19 protein-coding genes are annotated in these 18,701 nt (G+C 68.1%); 9 read left to right on the plus strand and 10 right to left on the minus strand.

Features of this window, described 5'->3' with window-relative positions; genetic code table 11:
- Positions 1–56 precede the first annotated feature (56 nt).
- Complete coding sequence (locus Mth01_RS06935) at positions 57–1,169, plus strand: AAA family ATPase (protein ID WP_239089432.1); 1,113 nt, start codon at positions 57–59, stop codon at positions 1,167–1,169.
- A gap of 3 nt (positions 1,170–1,172) precedes the next feature.
- Here the strand turns inward: Mth01_RS06935 and hemL are convergent, their stop codons facing one another.
- The gene (gene hemL, locus Mth01_RS06940; protein WP_204013203.1) at positions 1,173–2,462 is read right to left on the minus strand and encodes a glutamate-1-semialdehyde 2,1-aminomutase; all 1,290 of its coding nucleotides are present in this window, start codon (positions 2,460–2,462) and stop codon (positions 1,173–1,175) included.
- A gap of 271 nt (positions 2,463–2,733) precedes the next feature.
- Here hemL and Mth01_RS06945 point away from each other — a divergent pair, with 271 nt between their 5' ends.
- The 4 genes from Mth01_RS06945 (at position 2,734) to Mth01_RS06960 (ending at position 6,151) form a co-directional block, all read left to right on the plus strand.
- Positions 2,734–3,552, plus strand: coding sequence for an AfsR/SARP family transcriptional regulator (locus Mth01_RS06945; protein WP_204013205.1), 819 nt, complete (start codon positions 2,734–2,736; stop codon positions 3,550–3,552).
- 42 nt (positions 3,553–3,594) lie between these two features.
- The gene (locus Mth01_RS06950; RefSeq protein ID WP_204013207.1) at positions 3,595–3,924 is read left to right on the plus strand and encodes a hypothetical protein; all 330 of its coding nucleotides are present in this window, start codon (positions 3,595–3,597) and stop codon (positions 3,922–3,924) included.
- A 21-nt stretch (positions 3,925–3,945) separates the two neighbouring features.
- Positions 3,946–4,869, plus strand: coding sequence for a C39 family peptidase (locus Mth01_RS06955; RefSeq protein WP_204013209.1), 924 nt, complete (start codon positions 3,946–3,948; stop codon positions 4,867–4,869).
- 169 nt (positions 4,870–5,038) lie between these two features.
- Entirely contained in the window at positions 5,039–6,151 is a 1,113-nt protein-coding gene (locus tag Mth01_RS06960) for a hypothetical protein (protein ID WP_204013212.1), read from the plus strand.
- A gap of 21 nt (positions 6,152–6,172) precedes the next feature.
- Here the strand turns inward: Mth01_RS06960 and Mth01_RS06965 are convergent, their stop codons facing one another.
- Genes Mth01_RS06965 through Mth01_RS06990 form a run of 6 tightly spaced genes read right to left on the minus strand, consistent with a single transcriptional unit; the run spans position 6,173 to position 12,408 of the window.
- Positions 6,173–6,817, minus strand: a complete 645-nt coding sequence (locus Mth01_RS06965; protein ID WP_204013215.1) for a bifunctional DNA primase/polymerase — start codon at positions 6,815–6,817, stop codon at positions 6,173–6,175.
- 32 nt (positions 6,818–6,849) lie between these two features.
- A complete protein-coding gene (gene hemB / locus Mth01_RS06970) occupies positions 6,850–7,836 on the minus strand; it encodes a porphobilinogen synthase (RefSeq protein WP_204013218.1) in 987 nt (328 codons plus the stop codon).
- Positions 7,837–7,843: 7 nt separating this feature from the next.
- Entirely contained in the window at positions 7,844–9,445 is a 1,602-nt protein-coding gene (locus Mth01_RS06975) for a bifunctional uroporphyrinogen-III C-methyltransferase/uroporphyrinogen-III synthase (RefSeq protein ID WP_204013221.1), read from the minus strand.
- Positions 9,442–10,359, minus strand: a complete 918-nt coding sequence (gene hemC, locus Mth01_RS06980; protein ID WP_204013225.1) for a hydroxymethylbilane synthase — start codon at positions 10,357–10,359, stop codon at positions 9,442–9,444. Before hemC ends, Mth01_RS06975 begins: the two co-directional genes overlap by 4 nt.
- Positions 10,356–11,681, minus strand: a complete 1,326-nt coding sequence (locus Mth01_RS06985) for a glutamyl-tRNA reductase (protein WP_204013228.1) — start codon at positions 11,679–11,681, stop codon at positions 10,356–10,358. The genes hemC and Mth01_RS06985 overlap by 4 nt, the downstream gene beginning before the upstream one ends.
- 25 nt (positions 11,682–11,706) lie before the next feature.
- The gene (locus Mth01_RS06990) at positions 11,707–12,408 is read right to left on the minus strand and encodes a redox-sensing transcriptional repressor Rex (RefSeq protein WP_204013231.1); all 702 of its coding nucleotides are present in this window, start codon (positions 12,406–12,408) and stop codon (positions 11,707–11,709) included.
- A 115-nt stretch (positions 12,409–12,523) separates the two neighbouring features.
- On the opposite strand from Mth01_RS06990, the gene Mth01_RS06995 reads away from it, so the two are divergent.
- Entirely contained in the window at positions 12,524–12,760 is a 237-nt protein-coding gene (locus Mth01_RS06995; RefSeq protein WP_204013234.1) for a glutaredoxin family protein, read from the plus strand.
- Positions 12,761–12,787: 27 nt separating this feature from the next.
- Here the strand turns inward: Mth01_RS06995 and Mth01_RS07000 are convergent, their stop codons facing one another.
- A complete protein-coding gene (locus Mth01_RS07000; protein ID WP_204013236.1) occupies positions 12,788–14,389 on the minus strand; it encodes an antibiotic biosynthesis monooxygenase in 1,602 nt (533 codons plus the stop codon).
- A 111-nt stretch (positions 14,390–14,500) separates the two neighbouring features.
- On the opposite strand from Mth01_RS07000, the gene Mth01_RS07005 reads away from it, so the two are divergent.
- The 3 genes from Mth01_RS07005 to Mth01_RS07015 all read left to right on the plus strand — a co-directional run bounded on the left by Mth01_RS07005 (position 14,501) and on the right by Mth01_RS07015 (position 16,815).
- Entirely contained in the window at positions 14,501–15,127 is a 627-nt protein-coding gene (locus tag Mth01_RS07005) for a sigma-70 family RNA polymerase sigma factor (RefSeq protein WP_204013238.1), read from the plus strand.
- A 54-nt stretch (positions 15,128–15,181) separates the two neighbouring features.
- Complete coding sequence (locus tag Mth01_RS07010; protein ID WP_204013240.1) at positions 15,182–15,883, plus strand: hypothetical protein; 702 nt, start codon at positions 15,182–15,184, stop codon at positions 15,881–15,883.
- Positions 15,884–15,981: 98 nt separating this feature from the next.
- A complete protein-coding gene (locus Mth01_RS07015) occupies positions 15,982–16,815 on the plus strand; it encodes an HAD family hydrolase (protein ID WP_239089433.1) in 834 nt (277 codons plus the stop codon).
- A gap of 64 nt (positions 16,816–16,879) precedes the next feature.
- Here Mth01_RS07015 and Mth01_RS07020 read toward each other — a convergent pair whose 3' ends face one another.
- Both Mth01_RS07020 and Mth01_RS07025 read right to left on the minus strand, forming a co-directional pair.
- Positions 16,880–17,749, minus strand: a complete 870-nt coding sequence (locus Mth01_RS07020; RefSeq protein WP_204013244.1) for a lysophospholipid acyltransferase family protein — start codon at positions 17,747–17,749, stop codon at positions 16,880–16,882.
- Positions 17,746–18,681, minus strand: coding sequence for an NAD-dependent epimerase/dehydratase family protein (locus tag Mth01_RS07025; protein ID WP_204013246.1), 936 nt, complete (start codon positions 18,679–18,681; stop codon positions 17,746–17,748). Before Mth01_RS07025 ends, Mth01_RS07020 begins: the two co-directional genes overlap by 4 nt.
- Between the last annotated feature and the right edge of the window lie 20 nt (positions 18,682–18,701).

The raw sequence follows: 18,701 nt of genomic DNA on the forward strand, positions 1-18,701 counted from the left end.
CGGAGTTGAACGATGGCTCTGCTCGACCGCTACCCATCCGGGAGGGGAGACGTCCGGTGTCGGTCGTCCCGGTGGTGGCCATCTATGGAGCCAACGCCTCCGGCAAGACCAACACGCTGGCCGGACTACGTCTGATGCGTCAGGCTGTGCTGAGGTCCGTCGCGTGGATCAATGAGGAGTCCCCCCTCCGGCGCGTCCCTTTCGCCCTCGATCCGAAATGCGCCACGGAGTCATCCTTCTACGAGATAGACCTGGAACTCGGCGGAATCCGCTACACGTATGGGTTCGAGATCGATGACGAGCGTGTACAGGCCGAGTGGTTGCACGCCTACCCGAAGGGCCGACGCCAGGTCTGGTTCGACCGCGACGGAGATGAGATCCACTTTGCCGGGGAAGGCTTGCGTGGCGAGAAGCAGGACCTGGTGCGCAAGACCCGGCCTGACGCCCTGTTTCTCGCAGTTGCCGCGGAATGGAACAACGAGCAGTTGCTACCCGTGTTCGAGTGGTTTCGCGACAATGTCTGGTTGATCAGCCCGGAACAGGATCTACCGGGGCGTCAGAGGTTCACCCAGGAGAGAGCGACGCGTGACGGACAGTTCAGAGATCAGGTGAGCCGCCTCATGGCGGTCGCCGATCTGGGGATCGTCGGATTCGATCTGAAGTCACTGCGGCGCGGAGAGCTACGCTTCCTTCACCGGGCCGAGGAGCACACCGCGTCTCTCGAATTCGCACACGAATCGATGGGGACGCGGTCCTGGTTCGCGATGGTCGGGCCGCTGCTCGATGCATTCCAGCAAGGCGCCCTGGTCCTTGTGGACGAACTGGATGCCAGCCTCCACCCGACGATGGCCGCCGAGGTGATCCGCATGTTCGAAGATCCCGAGGTCAATGCCCGTGGCGCCCAGATGGTCTTCACGACTCATGACGCATCCCTGTTGCGTCCCCTGGCCGGCGGCGAGCGGATCCTGGATCGAGACACGGTTTGGATGACCGAGAAGGACTTTCGAGGGTCCACTCAGCTTTACCCCCTGTCGAGTCTGCGACCGCCCCCGCGCCCGAACGAAAACCTCGAACGGGGCTGGCTTCTCGGCCGCTTCGGTGGTTCCCCCCGCATCGCACCCGGCGAACTCGTGCGGGAGATCGGAGAGGCGCTCGCGTGGGTGAAGTGAGCTTCAGGCGGCCTGGGCGGCGGCTTTGGCGGCGGTGGGGAGGGCGTCGGTGACGCGGCTGAGCGCCTCGTCGTCGTGGGCGGCCGACAGGAACCATGCCTCGAACGCCGACGGCGGCAGATAGACGCCCTGGTCGAGCATGCTGTGGAAGAACGCCCGGTACGCCCCGGAGTCCTGGGCCTTGGCCGAGTCGAAGTCGACGACCGGCCCGCCCGTGAAGAAGATCGAGAAGAGGTTGCCGGCCCGCTGGAGCCGGTGGGGCACGCCCGCTGCGCTCAGCGCGTCGGAAGCGGCCTGGCCGACCGCCTGGGCCGCCGCGTCCACCCGGTCGTAGACGCCCTGATCGCAGGCCCGCAGCGTGGCCAGCCCGGCGGCGCAGGCCAGCGGGTTACCCGACAGCGTGCCCGCCTGGTAGACGGGCCCCTCGGGGGCGAGGTGGGCCATCACGTCTGCCCGCCCGCCGAACGCCGCCGCCGGCAGACCGCCGCCCATCACCTTGCCGAACGTCATGAGGTCGGCCTCGACCGGGTCGATTCCGTACCAGCCGGAGGCGGAGACCCGGAAGCCGGTCAGCACCTCATCGAGGATCAGCAGCGCGCCGTGCTCGGTGCACAGCTCACGCAGTCGCCGGTTGAAGCCGGCCGCCGGGGGCACCACGCCCATGTTCGCCGGGCACGCCTCAGTGATCACGCAGGCGATCTCGAACGCCCGGAACGCCTCCTCGACGGCCGCCACCGAGTTGTACGGCAGGACGATCGTGTCGGCCGCCGAGGCCCCGGTGACCCCGGGGGTGTCGGGCAGCCCGAAGGTGACCACGCCGGAGCCGGCGGAGGCCAGCAGCGCGTCCACGTGACCGTGATAGCAGCCCGCGAACTTGATGATCTTAGATCGGCCGGTGAAGCCGCGCGCGAGCCGTACGGCCGACATCGTGGCCTCGGTGCCGGAGCTGACCAGGCGGACCTTCTCGACCGGGGCGACACGGGAGACGATCTCCTCGGCGAGTAGGACCTCGCCCTCGGTCGCGGTGCCGAACGAGAAACCGTGGCCGACGGCCTCCTCCACGGCAGCCACGACGGCGGGGTGCCGGTGGCCGAGGATCATCGGGCCCCAAGAACACACCAGATCGACGTAGCGGTTGCCGTCCACGTCGGTGACGTACGGCCCCTGGCCGGAGGCCATGAAACGGGGTGTGCCGCCCACGGCGCCGAAGGCGCGGACCGGCGAGTTCACTCCGCCGGGGACGACCTCACCGGCGCGGGCGAACAGGGCCTCCGAAGTCTGCGTTCGAGTCACGCCCCCAGCCTACGGATGCCCCTCCCACCCTTGCCAAGCACCCCGATCACGCCGTCATGATCACAAGCCGCACGACCCACTCCGCACCGAACCCCGCTCTCAATTAAATCACCATCGGGAGAGATATGACCATATTGTCCGAATTGATCGATCGGATTTCTGAAAGACCTTCACTCAACGCTTGACATATCGGGATTTATCCGAATAGCTTAGCCGCGTCGAGCTATGACCTAGGGCATGAGCGGCTGGCGAATACGGGGGATCGGGCGCAATGCTTGTTCGCTTTCGGCTGTCCGGACGGGTTCTTGTGGAGACCGACGGAGACGAACAGCCTATTTCCAAAGCTCCACTACGCGGGCTCTTCGCAGTGCTCCTACTCAACGCTGGAAGAACGGTATCGGCGATCGATCTCCTCGAGAATCTGTGGGAGAACCCAGGTAGATCCGCTCCCGCTAACCTCCGCAACTACGTCGCACGCCTTCGGGCCGAACTTGTGGCCATCGATCCGGTCCTGGCCAAAAGACTCGTCACTCTTCGCGCGGGAGTCGGAAGCTCGGGAGGTTACTATTACGATGCCGACCCGGGGGAAGTCGATGTGCACCGCTTCCAGCAACTCACCGTGGCAGGCGGCGCCCTCTTGGCGAAACGCGACTACGGTCAGGCAGAGAGCATCCTTCTGCAAGCCTTGAGTCTCTGGCGTGGCCCCGCCGGTCAGGACTGTACCGCCGCTCCACAGCTCCGCGAGCGGTTAGCTGGTATGGCCGAGCACTACATGACGGCCCAGAGTCAGTTAATCTCTGCCCGACTAGCTCTTGGTCATGATCGGGTGCTTATCCCGGAGATTCAGCAGCATCTTGCCAGAGACGCCTTCCGGGAAGACATCTGGTGCCAGTTGATTTGCGCTACCTATCTCGGCGGAAGCACAAAAGACTCTCTCGATCTCGTCGGCCAGGCGCGACGCCTGATTATCGATGAGTTGGGCGTCGAGCCCTCCGATGCGCTGGGGCGATTACAGCATGCGATACTCGAGCGACGAGATGATGTGATCCGATTTTGGTGCAACTCGGCTGAGCCTCACGTTCGGCACTGATCGTCGCGGTTGCTCGCTTACTTCTTGCTGCCGTGGTCGTTGATGACCGCACCGCCGCTCCTAAACGGAGATACCAGGGCCCTTGAGGTCATCGCCGTTCGCGAGCTGCTGAAACAACTGGATTTGGCCGACGCGATCCTGGCCCTGTCGGCCCCGTCCTACCAGTGGTTTCCACACATCAGCCAGATCTGGCTGATCGAACCGATACTCCACCACTCCGCAACCGACCTCATGGTGATGCACGAGATATGCAATCAGAACGCACCCACATGGTTCGATCATCTTGTAGGTCAAGGCGATCGCTTTGACGGAGAACGGGCAAGTTTCCTCGACCATATTCCGCTTGCCCGCCACAACCAAGTGGAAGGGTAACAGAGCATGCACAAAAGGCCAATGGCTCTGGCCACCGCAGCGGCACTTGCCGTGACAGTTCTCTCACCGACCGTCGCACTCGCCAGCACCAGCGACCCCGAGTCAGTCACCCCAGACGGTGAGATCATCAATGTCGACCGTAACCAGGACAGGCCGACGAACGGAATCTCTGGAAACTGGACCGGCAGCAGCGTCCCCTCGGCTGAGACTCCCATCGTGCCGGACACCCAGCAGGCGCGCGACAAGATGGCGCTGACCATGGCATGGGAGAAGGCAGTTAAGGGAGAGATTCCGGCCAGCGACTACCTGGCAGCGGAACAGAAGTACCACACGTCTTACGACTTGCCGTTGCCGACCAGAACCCTGTCCAACGACGTCTCCGCTCTGGCCGCCCCCTCCAGCAGAACCCTGTCCCTGACCCATGCCCCGCAGATCAACGGCTATTTCTGTGGGCCCGCCACCGGTACCATGATGATCAAGATGGCGGACGGCGGAATCCGGAGCAAGGCCACCGGTGAGTCGTTCGGCCAGACCAATCTGGGCAATGCCTCACACATGCGGACCTCGATCAACAAGGTCACCGACTGGGGTTCGAAACTCTTCGTCACAGGGATCAACAAGTGGCGCGGCACCAATTACTATGTGCAGGTGAACTCCCCCAGCCTGTCGGTATTCAAGGCTGCAATCAAGAACAGCATCGGCTCCAACGGCATGCCGCTTGCCGCCGACACCGTCGAGTTCCAGGGTGGCGCCCACTACAACAACCACCCTAACAGGACTATCGGGCACTGGATCACCGCCTACGGCTACACCGGGAACGGCGACACCGTCAAGTGGGCCGATCCGTCGACCAACCTCTGGAGTTCGAATGGCGTCAAGGCCACTTTCACCTACAGTGCCAGTGGCTTCGCTCAGTTCCTCAAGAGCAACGGGATAGCCTACTAAGATGCGCACCTTCTGGATCTCGGGGTCGACGTTGCTTGTCGCCTTAGTATCGCTTACCGCTTGCAGTGCCGGCCCAGGGCAGAGGTCCAGTGAAACCGCGCGGCCGCCCGTACAGTCATCTGGGTCACCCGCGTCGGCACAGCCGCGGAAGGAGACCAACTCCTTCCGCGTGCTGTCCGCGCTGGACACGAAAGACGCCCAGAAAGCGACTGGCGGAGTGCAGCACAAAGAAATATTCACCACATCGAGTCGTCTGGCCGATGGCACGTACACCAGCATTCGCATGCTGAGGCCAGATGGCTCCCTGGTGGTTGATGTCGGCGGAAAGGATCAGGCCGAAAACGGAAAAATCCTCATACCTCCGAAGACTTTGGGTCTCTACAGCAGGGAAGGTTACCGTCCTTTTCCGGGTTCGGTCAGGATCGGCGCCGATCGGCAGCGGCAGATCGACAGCCTCAACACCAACGGACCCATAACCGCCTGGTCGGAGACCGAGAGCACGAGTTGGCCCTTCCCCCTGGACTGGAGAGTGGTCGCCTACAACGCCGCCGACCACAGCACCAACGTGCTCGGCGATTCCACAAAGATCGCCGGAACCACCGATATTCCGGAAGCGGCCGGCGGCACCTCACTGGTCGTGGGAAAACACCAGATCTTCTGGGCCACCGCCTACCCTATCGGCGAGGACAAGCGACCGTTCGGGACCAAAATCATCACCAGCCGACCGGATGGTGAGGGCGGAATGACGGTCGTCGCAGAAAACGCCAAGCTCCCGGCCGTCGTGGGCGACGATCTGTACTATGTGCGGACCAATGAAATCGCGCCCCAGGTTCCGGAGGGCCGGTATGAGATCTGGCGAAGATCACCGGAGGGAAAGCACGACCCGGTGCTCTCCGGCACGATGCAAGGAGAGCAGACGGTCACCGTCTTGAAGGCGACGCCTTCCGGGCGATTGGCCTGGGTGGTCTCAGCCGGAGAGAAGCGCACGTCCACGCTCTTCCTCTGGGAGCCGACCGACAACACCGCGACCACGATCACAATGCACCACTTCGGCGCGCCGACCATGAGCCTCGACGTCACCGACCGCCTGGTCGCCTGGGGCGACGGCAGCGCCAATGACGGGGGCGAGTACGTCTTCGATCGCAAGCAAGGAAAGATCTGGCACATTCACACCGAGGTGGGTTTCAGCTCGGCCCGCACGGCAGGTGACTTCATCGCCTGGTCCGACATCCCTGAAGGTGAGAACTTTGCCATCTGGCACGTCGCCCATTGGAAAGGGTAACGGGCTGACACCCGGCAATACTCACTCGCAGAAGTCGGCGAGCAGGTCGAGGACGCGCAGCGGGTCGGGGAGGGGACGGCCGTCGGGCGGCCGGATCCACCGCACGGCGTCGTCGTCGGGCAGCGTCGAGGGCGGCGCGAGGACGTAGCTGTCCCGGCAGTGCCAGCGCAGACTCGGGGTGGCGTCGATGGTCGCGGGCCCCGCGTCGAGGTGGCACGACCACCACTCGTCCTCATCCTCGGGGGCTCCCCGGGTGGCCACGTAAAAAAGAACCCGGTCGCCGTTCTCGGCGACCGGGCCCGTCTCGAAGCCGGCGGCGTCCATCGCGGCCAGCGTGGCGGATCCCACGGCGACGGGTACGTCGAACACGTCGAACACCCGGCCGGTCGGCAGGATCACGTTGGCCTCGGGCTCCTGCCGCCACCATCGCGTGAGCAGCGTGGCGTCCGTCGTGGCCTGCACCTGCCAGGCGGGCGACAGCGGATGCCTGCCTGGATCGGGACAGCCGACCCGGTCACACGAGCAGGCCCTGCCGCCCTCGGTCAGCGGATGGGCGCCGGGACAACTCGCCCAACCGAGCTGGGCGTATTCCAACACTGCCGTGATCTTGCGTGGCGCCCGGTGCGGACGCCGTTTCGCGCGCCGGGCCAGCGGCACCCCCACCATGGCGCTCCTCCCCACAATGCACTGTTGACCAGTCAGGATAGTCGGCGCGCCACCTCGGTCGCCCAGTAGGTCAGGATCAGGTCGGCTCCGGCGCGGCGGATCGCGACCAGCGACTCCATGATGATCCGCTCGCGGTCGATCCAGCCGTTCGCCGCCGCCGCCTCGACCATCGCGTACTCGCCGCTGACCTGGTAGGCCGCGACCGGAACGTCGACCAGGTCGCGCACCTGGCGGAGGACGTCGAGGTAGGCCAGCGCGGGCTTGACCATCACCGCGTCCGCGCCCTCGGCGAGGTCGAGCCGCACCTCGCGCAGCGCCTCGCCGACCGGCCCCGCCGGATCCTGCTGGTAGGCCGCGCGGTCGCCGAACTGGGGCGCGCACTCCGCCGCGTCCCGGAACGGTCCGTAGAAGGCGGAGGCGTACTTCGCCGAGTAGGCCATGATCGGGATGTCGGCGAAGCCGTTCGCGTCCAGCGCCGCCCGGATGGCCGCGACCTGGCCGTCCATCATGCCGCTCGGCGCGACCATCTGGGCGCCCGCGGCCGCCTGGGCGACCGCCGCCGCCGCGTAACGTTCCAGGGTGGCGTCGTTGTCCACCTCCCCGGTGTCGGTCAGCAGGCCGCAGTGCCCGTGATCGGTGTACTCGTCCAGGCAGGTGTCGGTCATCACGACGAGCGAGTCGCCCACCTCGCCGGCGATATCCCGCAGCGCGACCTGCACGATCCCGTCCGGATCGTCGGCGGCCGAGCCGCGCGCGTCCTTGTGCGCCGGGATGCCGAACAGCATGATGCCGCCGACACCCGCCTCGGCCGCCTCATGGGCCGCCTTGCGCAGCGACTCGCGGGTGTGCTGAACGACACCCGGCATCGACGCCACCGGCTGCGGCTCGACGATGCCCTCCTTGACGAACACCGGCAGGATCAGATCGGCCGGGTGCGGCCGCGTCCCCGCGACCATGCGGCGCATAGCCTCGGTACGGCGCAGCCGCCGCGGGCGAACCTGCGGAAAACGCGCGTTCACTGTGGTCTCACCTCACCCTGCGGCGGGCGCCTCTGCGCATCTGGGACGGCCGGCGCGGCACCTCTCCCGCCGTGACGGCCGCGTGCCGCATCTTGGCACCATAGTCCGCCAGGGCGGCGGCGAGGGTGGAAGCCGACGGTTTCTCCGACATGACGTCGACCCGCAGGCCGAACTCCTCGGCGGTCTTCGCCGTCTGCGGGCCGATCACCGCGATGACGGTGACATTGTGCGGTTTGCCGGCGATGCCGACGAGGTTCCGTACGGTCGACGACGAGGTGAACAGCACCGCGTCGAACCCGCCGCCCTTGATCGCCTCCCGGATCGGCGCGGGTGGGGGCGCCGCGCGCACGGTCCGGTAGGCCGTGATGTCGTCGCACTCCCAGCCGAGATCGGTGAGCCCGGCGACGAGCGCCTCGGTCGCGATGTCCGCCCGGGGCAGCAGGACGCGGTTGATGGGGTCCAGCATCGAGTCGTACGGCGGCCACTCGGCCAGCAGCCCCTCCGACGACTGCTCGCCCGCCGGCATCAGGTCGGGCCGCACGCCGAACTCCACCAGCGCCCGGGCGGTGGCCTCGCCCACCGCCGCGACCTTGAGCCCGGAGAACGCCCGCGCGTCGAGGCTGTACTCCTCGAACTTCTCCCGCACCGCCTTCACCGCGTTGGCGCTGGTGAAGGCGACCCACTCGTAGCGGCCGTTGACCAGACCCTTGATCGCCCGATCCATCTGCTGCGGGGTGCGCGGCGGCTCGACGGAGATCGTCGGCACCTCCTCGGGCACCGCGCCGTATGAACGCAGCTGATCCGACAGCCCCTGGGCCTGCTCCTTGGTGCGCGGCACCAGCACCCGCCAGCCGAACAGCGGCTTGGTCTCGAACCAGGACATGCGTTCCCGCTGGGCGACGTTCTCCCCAATGGTGATCAACGCGGGCTCGGTCATTCCGGCGTGCTTGAGGTCGGGGCCCAGGCGGCCGAGCGTGGAGACCACGGTGTACTGCTCGATGGTCGTGCCGTCACTGGTGACCGCCACCGGCGTGGTGTCCGGCATCCCCGCCGCGATCAGCGCCTTGCCGATCGGTACGGCTTCCGCCACGCCGTTGTAGATCACGAGTGTGCCGGCACAGGTCGCGTGCGCGGCCCAGTCGTCCACCTGGGCGGCGTCGACGACCCGGAACTCCGGGACGGCGGCGGCCGGCGGGATGCCCGCGTAGGCCGGCACGGCCGTCGCCGGCGTGACGCCGGGAACGACCTCGAACTCGACGTCGGCCTTGCCGCACGCCGCGACCTCCTCGGTCACCGAGGAGAAGAACGACGGGTCGCCGGGGCACAGCCGTACGACGGTCCGTCCGGCCCTGGCCTCCTGAAGGATCTTCAATGACACGGAGTTCTCCGCCGGGTGCGCCGAGACGTCCGTCGTCTCCACGACCTCGACGCCCTTCCGGCAGTGGCGCAGCAGAGAGCCGTACGCCCCGCGGTCCAGGACGACGACGTCCGCCTTGCTCAGCAGGTCGGCACCACGCAGCGTGAGGAGGTTCTCGTCACCCGGGCCGGCGCCGACGAACGCGACGAACCCGGACCGGGACTGTGGACTGTGGTCAATAGCGGGGCTCAATGGGCCTGCTCCCCCATCAACGTGCCGGCCCCTTCCGCGATCATGGCGGCCGCGAGGTCGCGACCCAGCTCCATGGCCGCCGGAGAAGGTCCGGAGGTGGACTTGCGCACGGACCGGAGGCCGTCGACGGCGACGACGGCCGCGGTCAGATTGAGAATGTGCCCGTCACCGGAGGCGAAGGCACCTACCGGCGCCGAGCATCCGGCCTCGAGGGCGGCGAGCACCGAGCGCTCTGCCGTCACCGCCGCCCGCGTGTGCGGGTCGTCGAGGACGTTCAGCAACTCGATGAGATCGGTGCGGCTCGCCAGGCACTCGACGGCGAGGGCGCCCTGCCCGGGGGCGGGCAGCACCTCGTCCACCTCGAACACCTGCGAGATGTCGGAGTCCCGGCCGAGACGGCCCAGCCCGGCGGCGGCCATGACCACGCCGTCCAGCTCGCCGGAGGTGACCTTGCCGATGCGGGTGTCCCCGTTCCCCCTGATGGGGACGTACTCCAGGTCCGGTCTGAGCATGCGGAGCTGGGAGACCCGGCGCGGCGAGCCGGTGCCGATCCGCGCCCCGGCGGGCAGGTCGGCGAACTTGGCTTTGCTGACGAGTGCGTCCCGCGGGTCGTCCCGCACGGTGATCGCGGCCAGGGCGATCCGCTCGTCCGGGGTCGTGGGCAGGTCCTTCAGCGAGTGGACGGCGAAGTCGATCTCGCCGTCGATCAGCTTGTTGCGCAGTTCGCTCACGAAGACGCCGGTCCCGCCGAGCTGGGTCAGGTGGGCCCGCGAGACGTCGCCGAACGTCGTGACGCCCACCAGTTGTACGGCTCGGCCGGTGCGTGCGGTCAGGCGGTCGCCGACGCGCCCGGACTGGGTGGTCGCCATCACGCTCTTGCGGGTGCCCATCCGCAGGGCGGCGTCACCGCTCATTGGTCTGCCTCCATCCTGGAAACGGCCTCCGGAGCCGCCGGGTCGAGGTCGAACAGCTCGCGAAGCGCCTCCGCGTACTGATCGCCCCCCGGCGAAGCGGCCAGTTTCTTGATCCGCACAGTCGGCTCGTGCAGCAGCTTGTCCACCACCCTGCGCACGGTCTGGGTGACCTCGTCGCGCACCCGCCCGTCGAGCTCGGGCAGCCGCGACATCAGCCGGCCGATCTCGGCCTCGACCACGCCCGCGGCCATGCTGCGCAGCGCTATCACGGTCGGCGTCACCACGGAGGCCCGTTCGGCGTCCAGGTAGGCCGCGGCCTCCTCCGCGATGATGCGCCGGACATCGCCGATGGCCCGGCCTCGCCCGCCGTCGGTCACTGCCTCGGACGGGTCGTCGGAGCCCAGCCCGGACCGCTGCATCGACTCCAGGTCGACCAGCGTCACCTCCGGGAGCGCCCGCACACCGGGATCCACGTCGTGCGGCAGCGCCAGGTCGAGCAGGAACAGCGCGTCGTGGCGGCCCCGCATCGCGGTCTCCACCATTTCGACGGTGATCGACCGGTGACCCGCCCCCACACAGGAGATGACCAGGTCGGCCCTGGCCAGCTCGGCCTGGACCGCCGCCGACTCCACGGCCCGCCCGCCGACGATCCCGGCGAGCCGTACGGCGCGCTCGAAGGTGCGGTTGGCGATGACGATGTCGGTGACGCCGGCCCGGGACAGGGTCGCGGCCGCCAGCGAGCTCATCGAACCCGCGCCGACGACCAGGGCACGTCTGCCCGCGATCGGGCCGATGACCCGCTCGGCGAGGGTCAGGCCCACCCCGACCAGCGAGGCCCCGGCCTGGTCGATGCCGGTCTCGGCGTGGGCCCGCTTACCGACGCGCAGCGCGTGCTGGGCGAGTTCGTTGAGTATGGTCCCGGCGGTGCCCTCGTCCTGGGCCAGCCGCAGCGCCGAGCGGATCTGACCGAGGATCTGCCCCTCGCCGACGACCATGGAGTCGAGCCCACAGGCGACGGAGAACAGGTGCTGGACCGCGCGCTCCTGGTAGTGCACGTAGAGGTGGTCGGCGAGCTGCCCGGTCGGCAGGCCGGAGTGCACGGCCAGCAGGTTCGTCACCGCCGTCACGCCGCCGTGGAAGCGGTCGACGGCCGCGTAGACCTCCACCCGGTTGCACGTGGACACGACGAGGGCCTCGGCGACGTTCTCGTCCTGCCGCACGTCGTGCAGCAGCTTGACGAGCGCGTCGCCGCTCACCGTGACGCGCTCGAGCAGCGCCACCGGGGTCGTGCGATGACTGAGGCCGACGGCCAGGAGACTCATGAGTTCGCTCCGTTCGATCGCTCACTCACATGACCACCCCGTCCGCTTTGCGCTGCTCGTGGAACGCCAGGATCTGCAACTCGATCGATAAATCGACTTTTCGGACATCCACTCCATCGGGTACGGACAGGACGACCGGAGCGAAGTTCAGGATGCTCGTCACCCCCGCCTCGATGACCCGGTCACAGACCTGCTGGGCCGCGCTCGCCGGAGTCGCGATCACCACAATCGACACCCCACGCCTTTTGATCACGGTTTCCAGCTCGTCGGCGTGCTCGACGGTCAACCCCGCGATACGGTCGCCCACCACCTGCGGGTCCCCGTCGAGCAGGCCCGCGATCCTGAACCCCCTGGACACGAACCCGCCATAGTTGGCGAGGGCTCGCCCGAGGTTACCCACCCCGACGATGGCCACGGCCCAGTCCTGGGTGAGACCCAGCTCACGGGAGATCTGGTAGATCAGATACTGGACGTCGTAGCCCACTCCCCGGGTGCCGTACGAGCCGAGGTGGGACAGGTCCTTGCGGAGTTTGGCCGAGTTCACCCCGGCGGCCGCCGCGAGATCCTCCGAGCTGACCGTCGGAGTCCCCCGCTCGGCCAGCCCATTGAGCGCGCGCAGGTACAGCGGCAGCCTCGCCACGGTGGCGTCGGGGATACCGCGGTCGCGTGCTTGCGGGATACGGCGGGTCACGTGCCGGAACTCCAAGGGGTGAAGGCGATTGGACATCAGATTAGTGCCTTTGTGAAGGCATGCACAAAGTCGGGCCTGTGTCTCCACTGTCCCAGGCCGGACGCTCGATCGCGAACTCGCCCCGTGCTCTTCGCCCGAATAAGCTGGGAACATGGCGCGGATCATGTTGCTCGGGAAACCCGGGTGCCACCTGTGCGAGGAAGCCCGCGCGGTGGTCGAACGCGTGGCCGGCGATCTCGGGGTGAGCTGGGAGGAGCGCGACATCACCCGGTCCCCCGAGGACTTCGCAAAGTACTGGGAGATGATCCCCGTCCTCCTGGTCGACGGTGTGCAGCAGGGCTACTGGCACATCGACGAGGCCCGCCTGCGCGCCGCGCTGTCCCGTTGAGGCCGCGAAGCCCGCGAAGAACGCACTCTAGAAGAGCGCGGTCGGGAGCGGGACGACCTTGGCCGCGTTGACGGAGAGTTCGATGACGTTCGCCGCCAGCACCAGCGGCTGCCGTTCTGTGACGAAGCGCTCCATGTGCGGCTGGCGCTGGTGCTCTGTGTAGCCGACTTCATCCCGGTAAAGCTCATAGACGATGCGCTGGAGCGGTGCCGACTTGACCGCGTGGCAGACGAAGACCAGCGTGTCCGGCTCGTTACGCCGCACCGCCTCGACCGTCTCCTCCGCCAGCTTGTCGAACGCCTCTCCCGAGCCGTCCAGCAGCGTGAACACCGTCAGCAGCCCGTAGATGCCGGGCGCCGGGCGCACCGTGCGGTCGCCGTGTTTGGCCGCCTGCCCTGTCGCATGCTGTCCCGCCGCATGCTGTCCCGCCGCATGCTGTCCCGCCGCGTGCGACCCGGTCGCGCGCTGCCTGGCCGCTGCCCCGCCGAAACCGACCCCGAAGTTCGCCGCGAGCTCCTCGGGGATCGGCGCGGCCTCGGGAACCGGCGGCGCCCCGACCGGCATGCCGTACTCGGGCCCGTACTCGGGTCCGTACTCGGGCGAGACCATAATCTGGCCCGTGGCGGGACCGCCGAAGTCGTCCGGCCGGGGCTGCCGGGGATCGAAGTCCGGAGGGGGAGGGAAATCGCCCTGCGGCCGCCTGGGGGGAAAATCGTCCCGGTGCTGTCGCATCCTGGCGGCGTAGTCGACCTCGCTCTGCTCACCGGCCCGATATTCCGCGACGAGGTCGCCCAGACCGGAGCGGCGCGGCGGGATCGCACCTCCCGCCTGGGAATCCGCCGAAGCGCTCACCTGCCCCCTGCTTGAGCGGGCTGAGCGGGCCGCGGTGGATGGCCGAGTAGCGGCGCTTCGCCCTTCCGCGGCGTCGTAGCCGTCGTCGTCCTCATCATCATCCTCGTCGTCGTACGGCGCGAGCGGCCGGGCCACGGCGTACCAGATCCCGCCGGCGGCCGCGGCCATGAGAGCCACGATCACGATCCCGGGGAGCGTGAGTTCCAGCGCGGCCGACAGCGCCATGCCCGCCGGAGCGAGCACGACCGTCGCGTTCATGTTGTCGACGTCGTAGTCGTCTCCGTCGCGCCAACTCAGCATGGCGATCGCCAGCGAGATCAGCAGCATCAGGATCACGAGCCCGTGTACTCCGCGCAGCAGCCACTCGGGCCAGAGGTCCCAGTGCGCCGGACCGTCGGGAAGCCGCTTGGTGAACTGTCCGGCGAGGGGGTCGAACAGCATGATCACCGACCCGACCACGGTGATGGAGACGCCGATCAGCCACCCCGCGAAACGGGCCGACGCCTTCTCGGCCAGCAGTTGCATCACGCCCACCGCGAGCCACAGCGGTGCCAGCAGCGATCCGGTGATCTGGAGCGCCCGGAAGGTCGGCCCCCCGAAACCGGCGAGGTGACCGATGCCGATCGCACCGAGCGACAGGGTCAGCGCGCCCGTGGTGATGCTCCAGGCGATCAGCCAGCCCGCGGGCTCGCCGCGAAGACGATTGACGAGCACACCGGTCGTTATCCCGGCGAGCAGGGCGCCGGCGAACGCGAGGAGAGCGACAACGAGTTCCATGGTGGACCCCATGCTGCCGGACAATCCCTTCTCATCGGTAGCCGGTGCCCGGCCCTGTACGGGTAGAGTGTTCGAGCACGCCGACTCCCCTTCCCCCCCAAGGGACACCGGATGCCGAACACGTGGCCGTTGGCCGGGCTGTCCCCACCAGCCACCGCCCGCCGCATCACCCGCGAGCACGAGCACGATCGTGACGAAATGCGGGCGCTGGTGCTGCGCGCCAAGACGGGCGACAGCGAGGCGTTCGGCATGCTCTATGACCGATACCTCGACCTGGTCTACAGATATGTCTACTTTCGGGTGGGCGGTCACGCCCTCGCCGAGGACCTCACCAGCGAGACGTTCCTGCGCGCGTTGCGCGGCATCACCGACTTCACCTGGCAGGGCCGCGACTTCGGGGCCTGGCTGGTGACGATCGCCCGCAATCTTGTCACCGACCACTACAAGTCGGGCCGCAACCGCCTGGAGGTGACCACGGCCGAGGTGTTCGACACGCCCCTCGACGGCCCGCACATCCCCGAGAACGCCGTTGTCGCGAACATGGTCAACGAACGCGTGATGCAGGCGATCAAGCAGCTCGGCGCGGAGCAGCAGGAGTGCGTGATCCTACGGTTCCTGCACGGGATGTCGCTCGCCGAGACCGCACTGATCATGGGCAAGAAGAGCGGGGCGATCAAGGCACTGCAGTTCCGCGCGATCAAGTCACTGGCCCGCGCGCTACCGAAGGATCTCGATTAGCACAACCTGCCGTAACTCCATCGGTTTCACCTCGTTGGGCAAGTGTAGGGGTCGATGATCAAGCGGGGGACGGCGGGGAGCGTCATGGGCCGGTGGAAGAACTCGCGCCGGGTCGCGGCACGCGTCGCCGATCTCGGCGCGATTCCCGGCCCGAGCCCGGAGTTCCATGCCCGCCTGCGCGCGGAGTTGCTTCGGGAGCACGCCACCGAGAGGGCGCGGCAGGTCGCCGCCGCCCCGAAGGCGATCCGGCGCCGGCACCGGCGCCGCGCGGCCCGCCGTCGCTCGGCGCTCGGCCCGATCCTGGTGTTCGCGCTGCTGATGGTCGGCATGTTCGCCACCGGTGTCAAGACGCATAACTCTGTACCGGGTGACCTGCTCTATCCGCTCAAACGGGGGGCCGAGTCGACGCTGCTGTCCCTGGCGTACGACGATGAGGACCTCGCCCGGCGGGAGATGGCGGCGGCACATCTGCGGGCGGCGGAGACGGCATGCCTCCTCGACGAGCCCGCTCCGCGGGAGTCCTCGCCGGAACGGCGCCGGCTGATCGAGGAGACCCTCGACGACATGGACACCACGACGAGGGCCGCCCTGAGCCACGTCGTGCGCGACAGCCAGACGACCGGCGAGGCCCGCCGCTTCGCACGTCAGCAGCGCACATTGGTGGAGCCGCTGCTGCCGAAGCTCGACCGGAAAAATCGCGACAAAGCGCAGCAGTACCTGAGCTATATCGACTCCTTCGCGGCTCCCGGCCAGTGACACGGCACCCGCCGCTCACGCTCACGTCGCGCACGCGCTCCCGGCGGTTAAGCTGATGAGCCATGAGGCGGCTATTGCGACGGCGGGAGGCGGCGGAAATGGCCGGTGAGGTGGCTGCCGCAGCGGTCATCGCGGCCCCGGCGGTCGAGCCCGACCCCACGGCGGCCGCGTTCTTCGACGTCGACAACACGATGATGCGCGGCGCCTCGATCTACCACTTCGCCCGCGGCCTGGCCGCGCGGGGCCTGTTCACCACCAGGGATCTCACCAAGTTCGCCCTCGGCCAGGCGTGGTTTCGGATCCGGGGCAACGAGAACCCTGAGCACATCGCCAAGGCCAAGGAGATGGCGCTCGCGTTCGTGGCCGGCCTGAAGGTCGACGACGTCGTACGGCTGGGCGAGGAGATCTACGACGAGGTGATGGCCGACCGGGTCTGGGCCGGCACCCGGGCCCTGGCCCAGGGGCACCTGGACGCCGGACAGCGGGTGTGGCTGGTTACCGCCACCCCGATCGAGCTGGCCCGGGTGATCGCCCAGCGACTCGGCCTGACCGGGGCTCTCGGCACGGTGGCGGAGACCTCCGGCGGCGCCTATACCGGCAGGCTCGTCGGCGACCTGCTCCACGGGCCGGCCAAGGCCGAGGCCATCCGGGCGCTGGCCCGCCGCGAGGGACTCGACCTGTCCCGCTGCTCGGCCTACAGCGACTCGGCCAACGACCTGCCGATGCTATCGCTGGTCGGGCACCCGCATGCGATCAACCCCGACAGCGAGCTGCGCGAACACGCCAGGGAGCACGGCTGGGACACCCGCGACTTCCGGACCGGCCGCAAGGTCACGATGGTCGGTCTGCCCATCGCCGCGACCGCCGGCGCGATCGCGGGAGGCGTGGCGGCCGGCATCGCCCTGCGCAAGCACTACCGCTCGATGGTCTGATCTCCCCGCTCCAGCCCGGCCCCGGCTCCCGCCGCTCATGACGAGAACGACACAGCCCGAACGGTCAGAACGGCTGGAATGCGGGGCCGCGGCGGAGACGGACGTCATTGAGCCGCTGTTGCATGGTTTCCCGGATGTGATCGGTCAGCTCGAAGATCACGGCCGGATCGTCGGCCTGCTCCGGGTCGAACTCGTCGGTGCGGATCGGCTCGCCGAACTCGATCAGCCACTTCGACGGCAGCGGAACCAGCCCGAACAGGCCGAGCCAGGGGAAGAACGGAGTGATCGGCAGGTACGGCAGGCCGAGCATCCTGGCCAGCACCGGAACCTCGCCGATCTTGGGATAGATCTCCTCCGCCCCCACGATCGAGCAGGGAACGATCGGCACGCCGGCCCGGATCGCCGAGGTGACGAAGCCGCCCCGGCCGAACCGCTGGAGCCGATAACGCTCCGAGAACGGCTTGCCGATGCCCTTGAAGCCCTCGGGGAACACCCCGACCAGCTCTCCCTTGCGCAGCAGCCGGTCGGCGTCCTCCGGGCAGGCCAGCGTGTGTCCGCCCTTGCGGGCCAGATGTCCCAGCACGGGAAGCTGGTAGACCAGGTGCGCGCCCAGCAACCGGACCGCGCGGCCCGCCTCGTCGTGCGACGCGACCTGCAGCATCAGCGCGTCGAGCGGCAGCGTGCCGGAGTGATTGGCCACGACGAGGGCACCCGAGTCCACGGGCACGTTCTCCAGACCGAGGGTCTCCACCCGGAACCAGTGCCGGTAGAGCGGCCGCAGCAGCTCAAGCAGCACCTTGTCGTGAAATTCCGGATCGAAACCGAACTCGTCGATCTCGTAATCTCCCGAGATCCTGCGCCGCAGGAACGCGAACAGCTCGGTCATCGCCTCGCCCGCATCCCGGCTCGTCTCGGGGCCCGTCGGCTCGCTCATCGCCGTACCGCCAGGAAGTCTTCGAACGCGGCGGCCGTACCGAACTTCGGCCGCCGGCCGAGCTCGGCGGCGAGCCGACCGGCGTCCACGACCCGTCCGTGCGTCAGCAGCGAGAGCTGTTCCGACGAGAAGCCGAGAATCCGCAGCGCCGGGGACGGCACCGGCACCACCGGCCGGCCCGCCCGCCGAGCGCACTGGGACAGGAGCAGCACGCCGTCGCCGGCCACGTTGAACACGCCCGGGTGGTCCTGCCGCGCCACGCGGCCGAGCACCTCGACCGCGTCGTCCTCATGAACGAACTGCAACCGCGGGTCGAAGCCGAACACGGAGGGCAGCACAGGCTGCGAGAAGTACCGCGTCAACGGCGAATCGACACCGGGACCCATCAGGGCGGCGAACCGCAACGTGGTGGTCACCACGTCCGGCCGCCGCCGGGAGAAGCCCCGGACGCTCGCCTCGACCTCGACCGCGTCCTTCTCGTAACCGTGGTGCGACGCCTCGGCCGGCTCGGTGTCCTCACTGAACACGGCCGGGGCGTTCGGCGACGAGCCGTACACGGCCGTGGTCGAGCGCACCACCACCCTGCGCACCGTCTCCGATCGCTGGCACGCCGCCAATAACTGCATGGTGCCGATGACGTTGTGCTCCTTGACGGCTGAGCGGCTCTTGGCCGGACCGCTCACCAGGCTCAGATGCACCACGGTGTCGACGTCCGCCGCCGAGATGACCCGCACCACGTCAGGGCTGCGCAGGTCGACGCGGACGAATTCGGTACGGCCGAGCGGCGGCGTGCCGTCATCCCGGGACAGGGAGGAGGGCGGCACCGTGTCGACGCCGATCACACGGTCGACGTCCGGGTCCGCGGCGAGAGCGCTCGCCACTCGCCGGCCGATATGGCGGGAGACCCCGGTGACGAGCACGTTATGGGCCATCGACGCCTCGCATGGCAGGT

This window comes from Sphaerimonospora thailandensis, assembly GCF_016863115.1.
Lineage (GTDB): Bacteria > Actinomycetota > Actinomycetes > Streptosporangiales > Streptosporangiaceae > Sphaerimonospora > Sphaerimonospora cavernae.

Bases quoted from the DNA above. Each gene is read 5' to 3' on its own strand.
- Mth01_RS07020 (WP_204013244.1), bottom strand. From the start codon at position 17,749: ATGAGCGAGCCGACGGGCCCCGAGACGAGCCGGGATGCGGGCGAGGCG.
- Mth01_RS06995 (WP_204013234.1), top strand. From the start codon at position 12,524: ATGGCGCGGATCATGTTGCTCGGGAAACCCGGGTGCCACCTGTGCGAG.
- Mth01_RS07010 (WP_204013240.1), top strand. From the start codon at position 15,182: ATGATCAAGCGGGGGACGGCGGGGAGCGTCATGGGCCGGTGGAAGAAC.
- hemC (WP_204013225.1), bottom strand. From the start codon at position 10,359: ATGAGCGGTGACGCCGCCCTGCGGATGGGCACCCGCAAGAGCGTGATG.
- Mth01_RS07015 (WP_239089433.1), top strand. From the start codon at position 15,982: ATGGCCGGTGAGGTGGCTGCCGCAGCGGTCATCGCGGCCCCGGCGGTC.
- Mth01_RS07005 (WP_204013238.1), top strand. From the start codon at position 14,501: ATGCCGAACACGTGGCCGTTGGCCGGGCTGTCCCCACCAGCCACCGCC.
- Mth01_RS07025 (WP_204013246.1), bottom strand. From the start codon at position 18,681: ATGGCCCATAACGTGCTCGTCACCGGGGTCTCCCGCCATATCGGCCGG.
- Mth01_RS06985 (WP_204013228.1), bottom strand. From the start codon at position 11,681: ATGAGTCTCCTGGCCGTCGGCCTCAGTCATCGCACGACCCCGGTGGCG.
- Mth01_RS06990 (WP_204013231.1), bottom strand. From the start codon at position 12,408: ATGTCCAATCGCCTTCACCCCTTGGAGTTCCGGCACGTGACCCGCCGT.
- Mth01_RS06950 (WP_204013207.1), top strand. From the start codon at position 3,595: ATGACCGCACCGCCGCTCCTAAACGGAGATACCAGGGCCCTTGAGGTC.
- Mth01_RS06955 (WP_204013209.1), top strand. From the start codon at position 3,946: ATGGCTCTGGCCACCGCAGCGGCACTTGCCGTGACAGTTCTCTCACCG.
- Mth01_RS07000 (WP_204013236.1), bottom strand. From the start codon at position 14,389: ATGGAACTCGTTGTCGCTCTCCTCGCGTTCGCCGGCGCCCTGCTCGCC.
- Mth01_RS06945 (WP_204013205.1), top strand. From the start codon at position 2,734: ATGCTTGTTCGCTTTCGGCTGTCCGGACGGGTTCTTGTGGAGACCGAC.
- Mth01_RS06965 (WP_204013215.1), bottom strand. From the start codon at position 6,817: ATGGTGGGGGTGCCGCTGGCCCGGCGCGCGAAACGGCGTCCGCACCGG.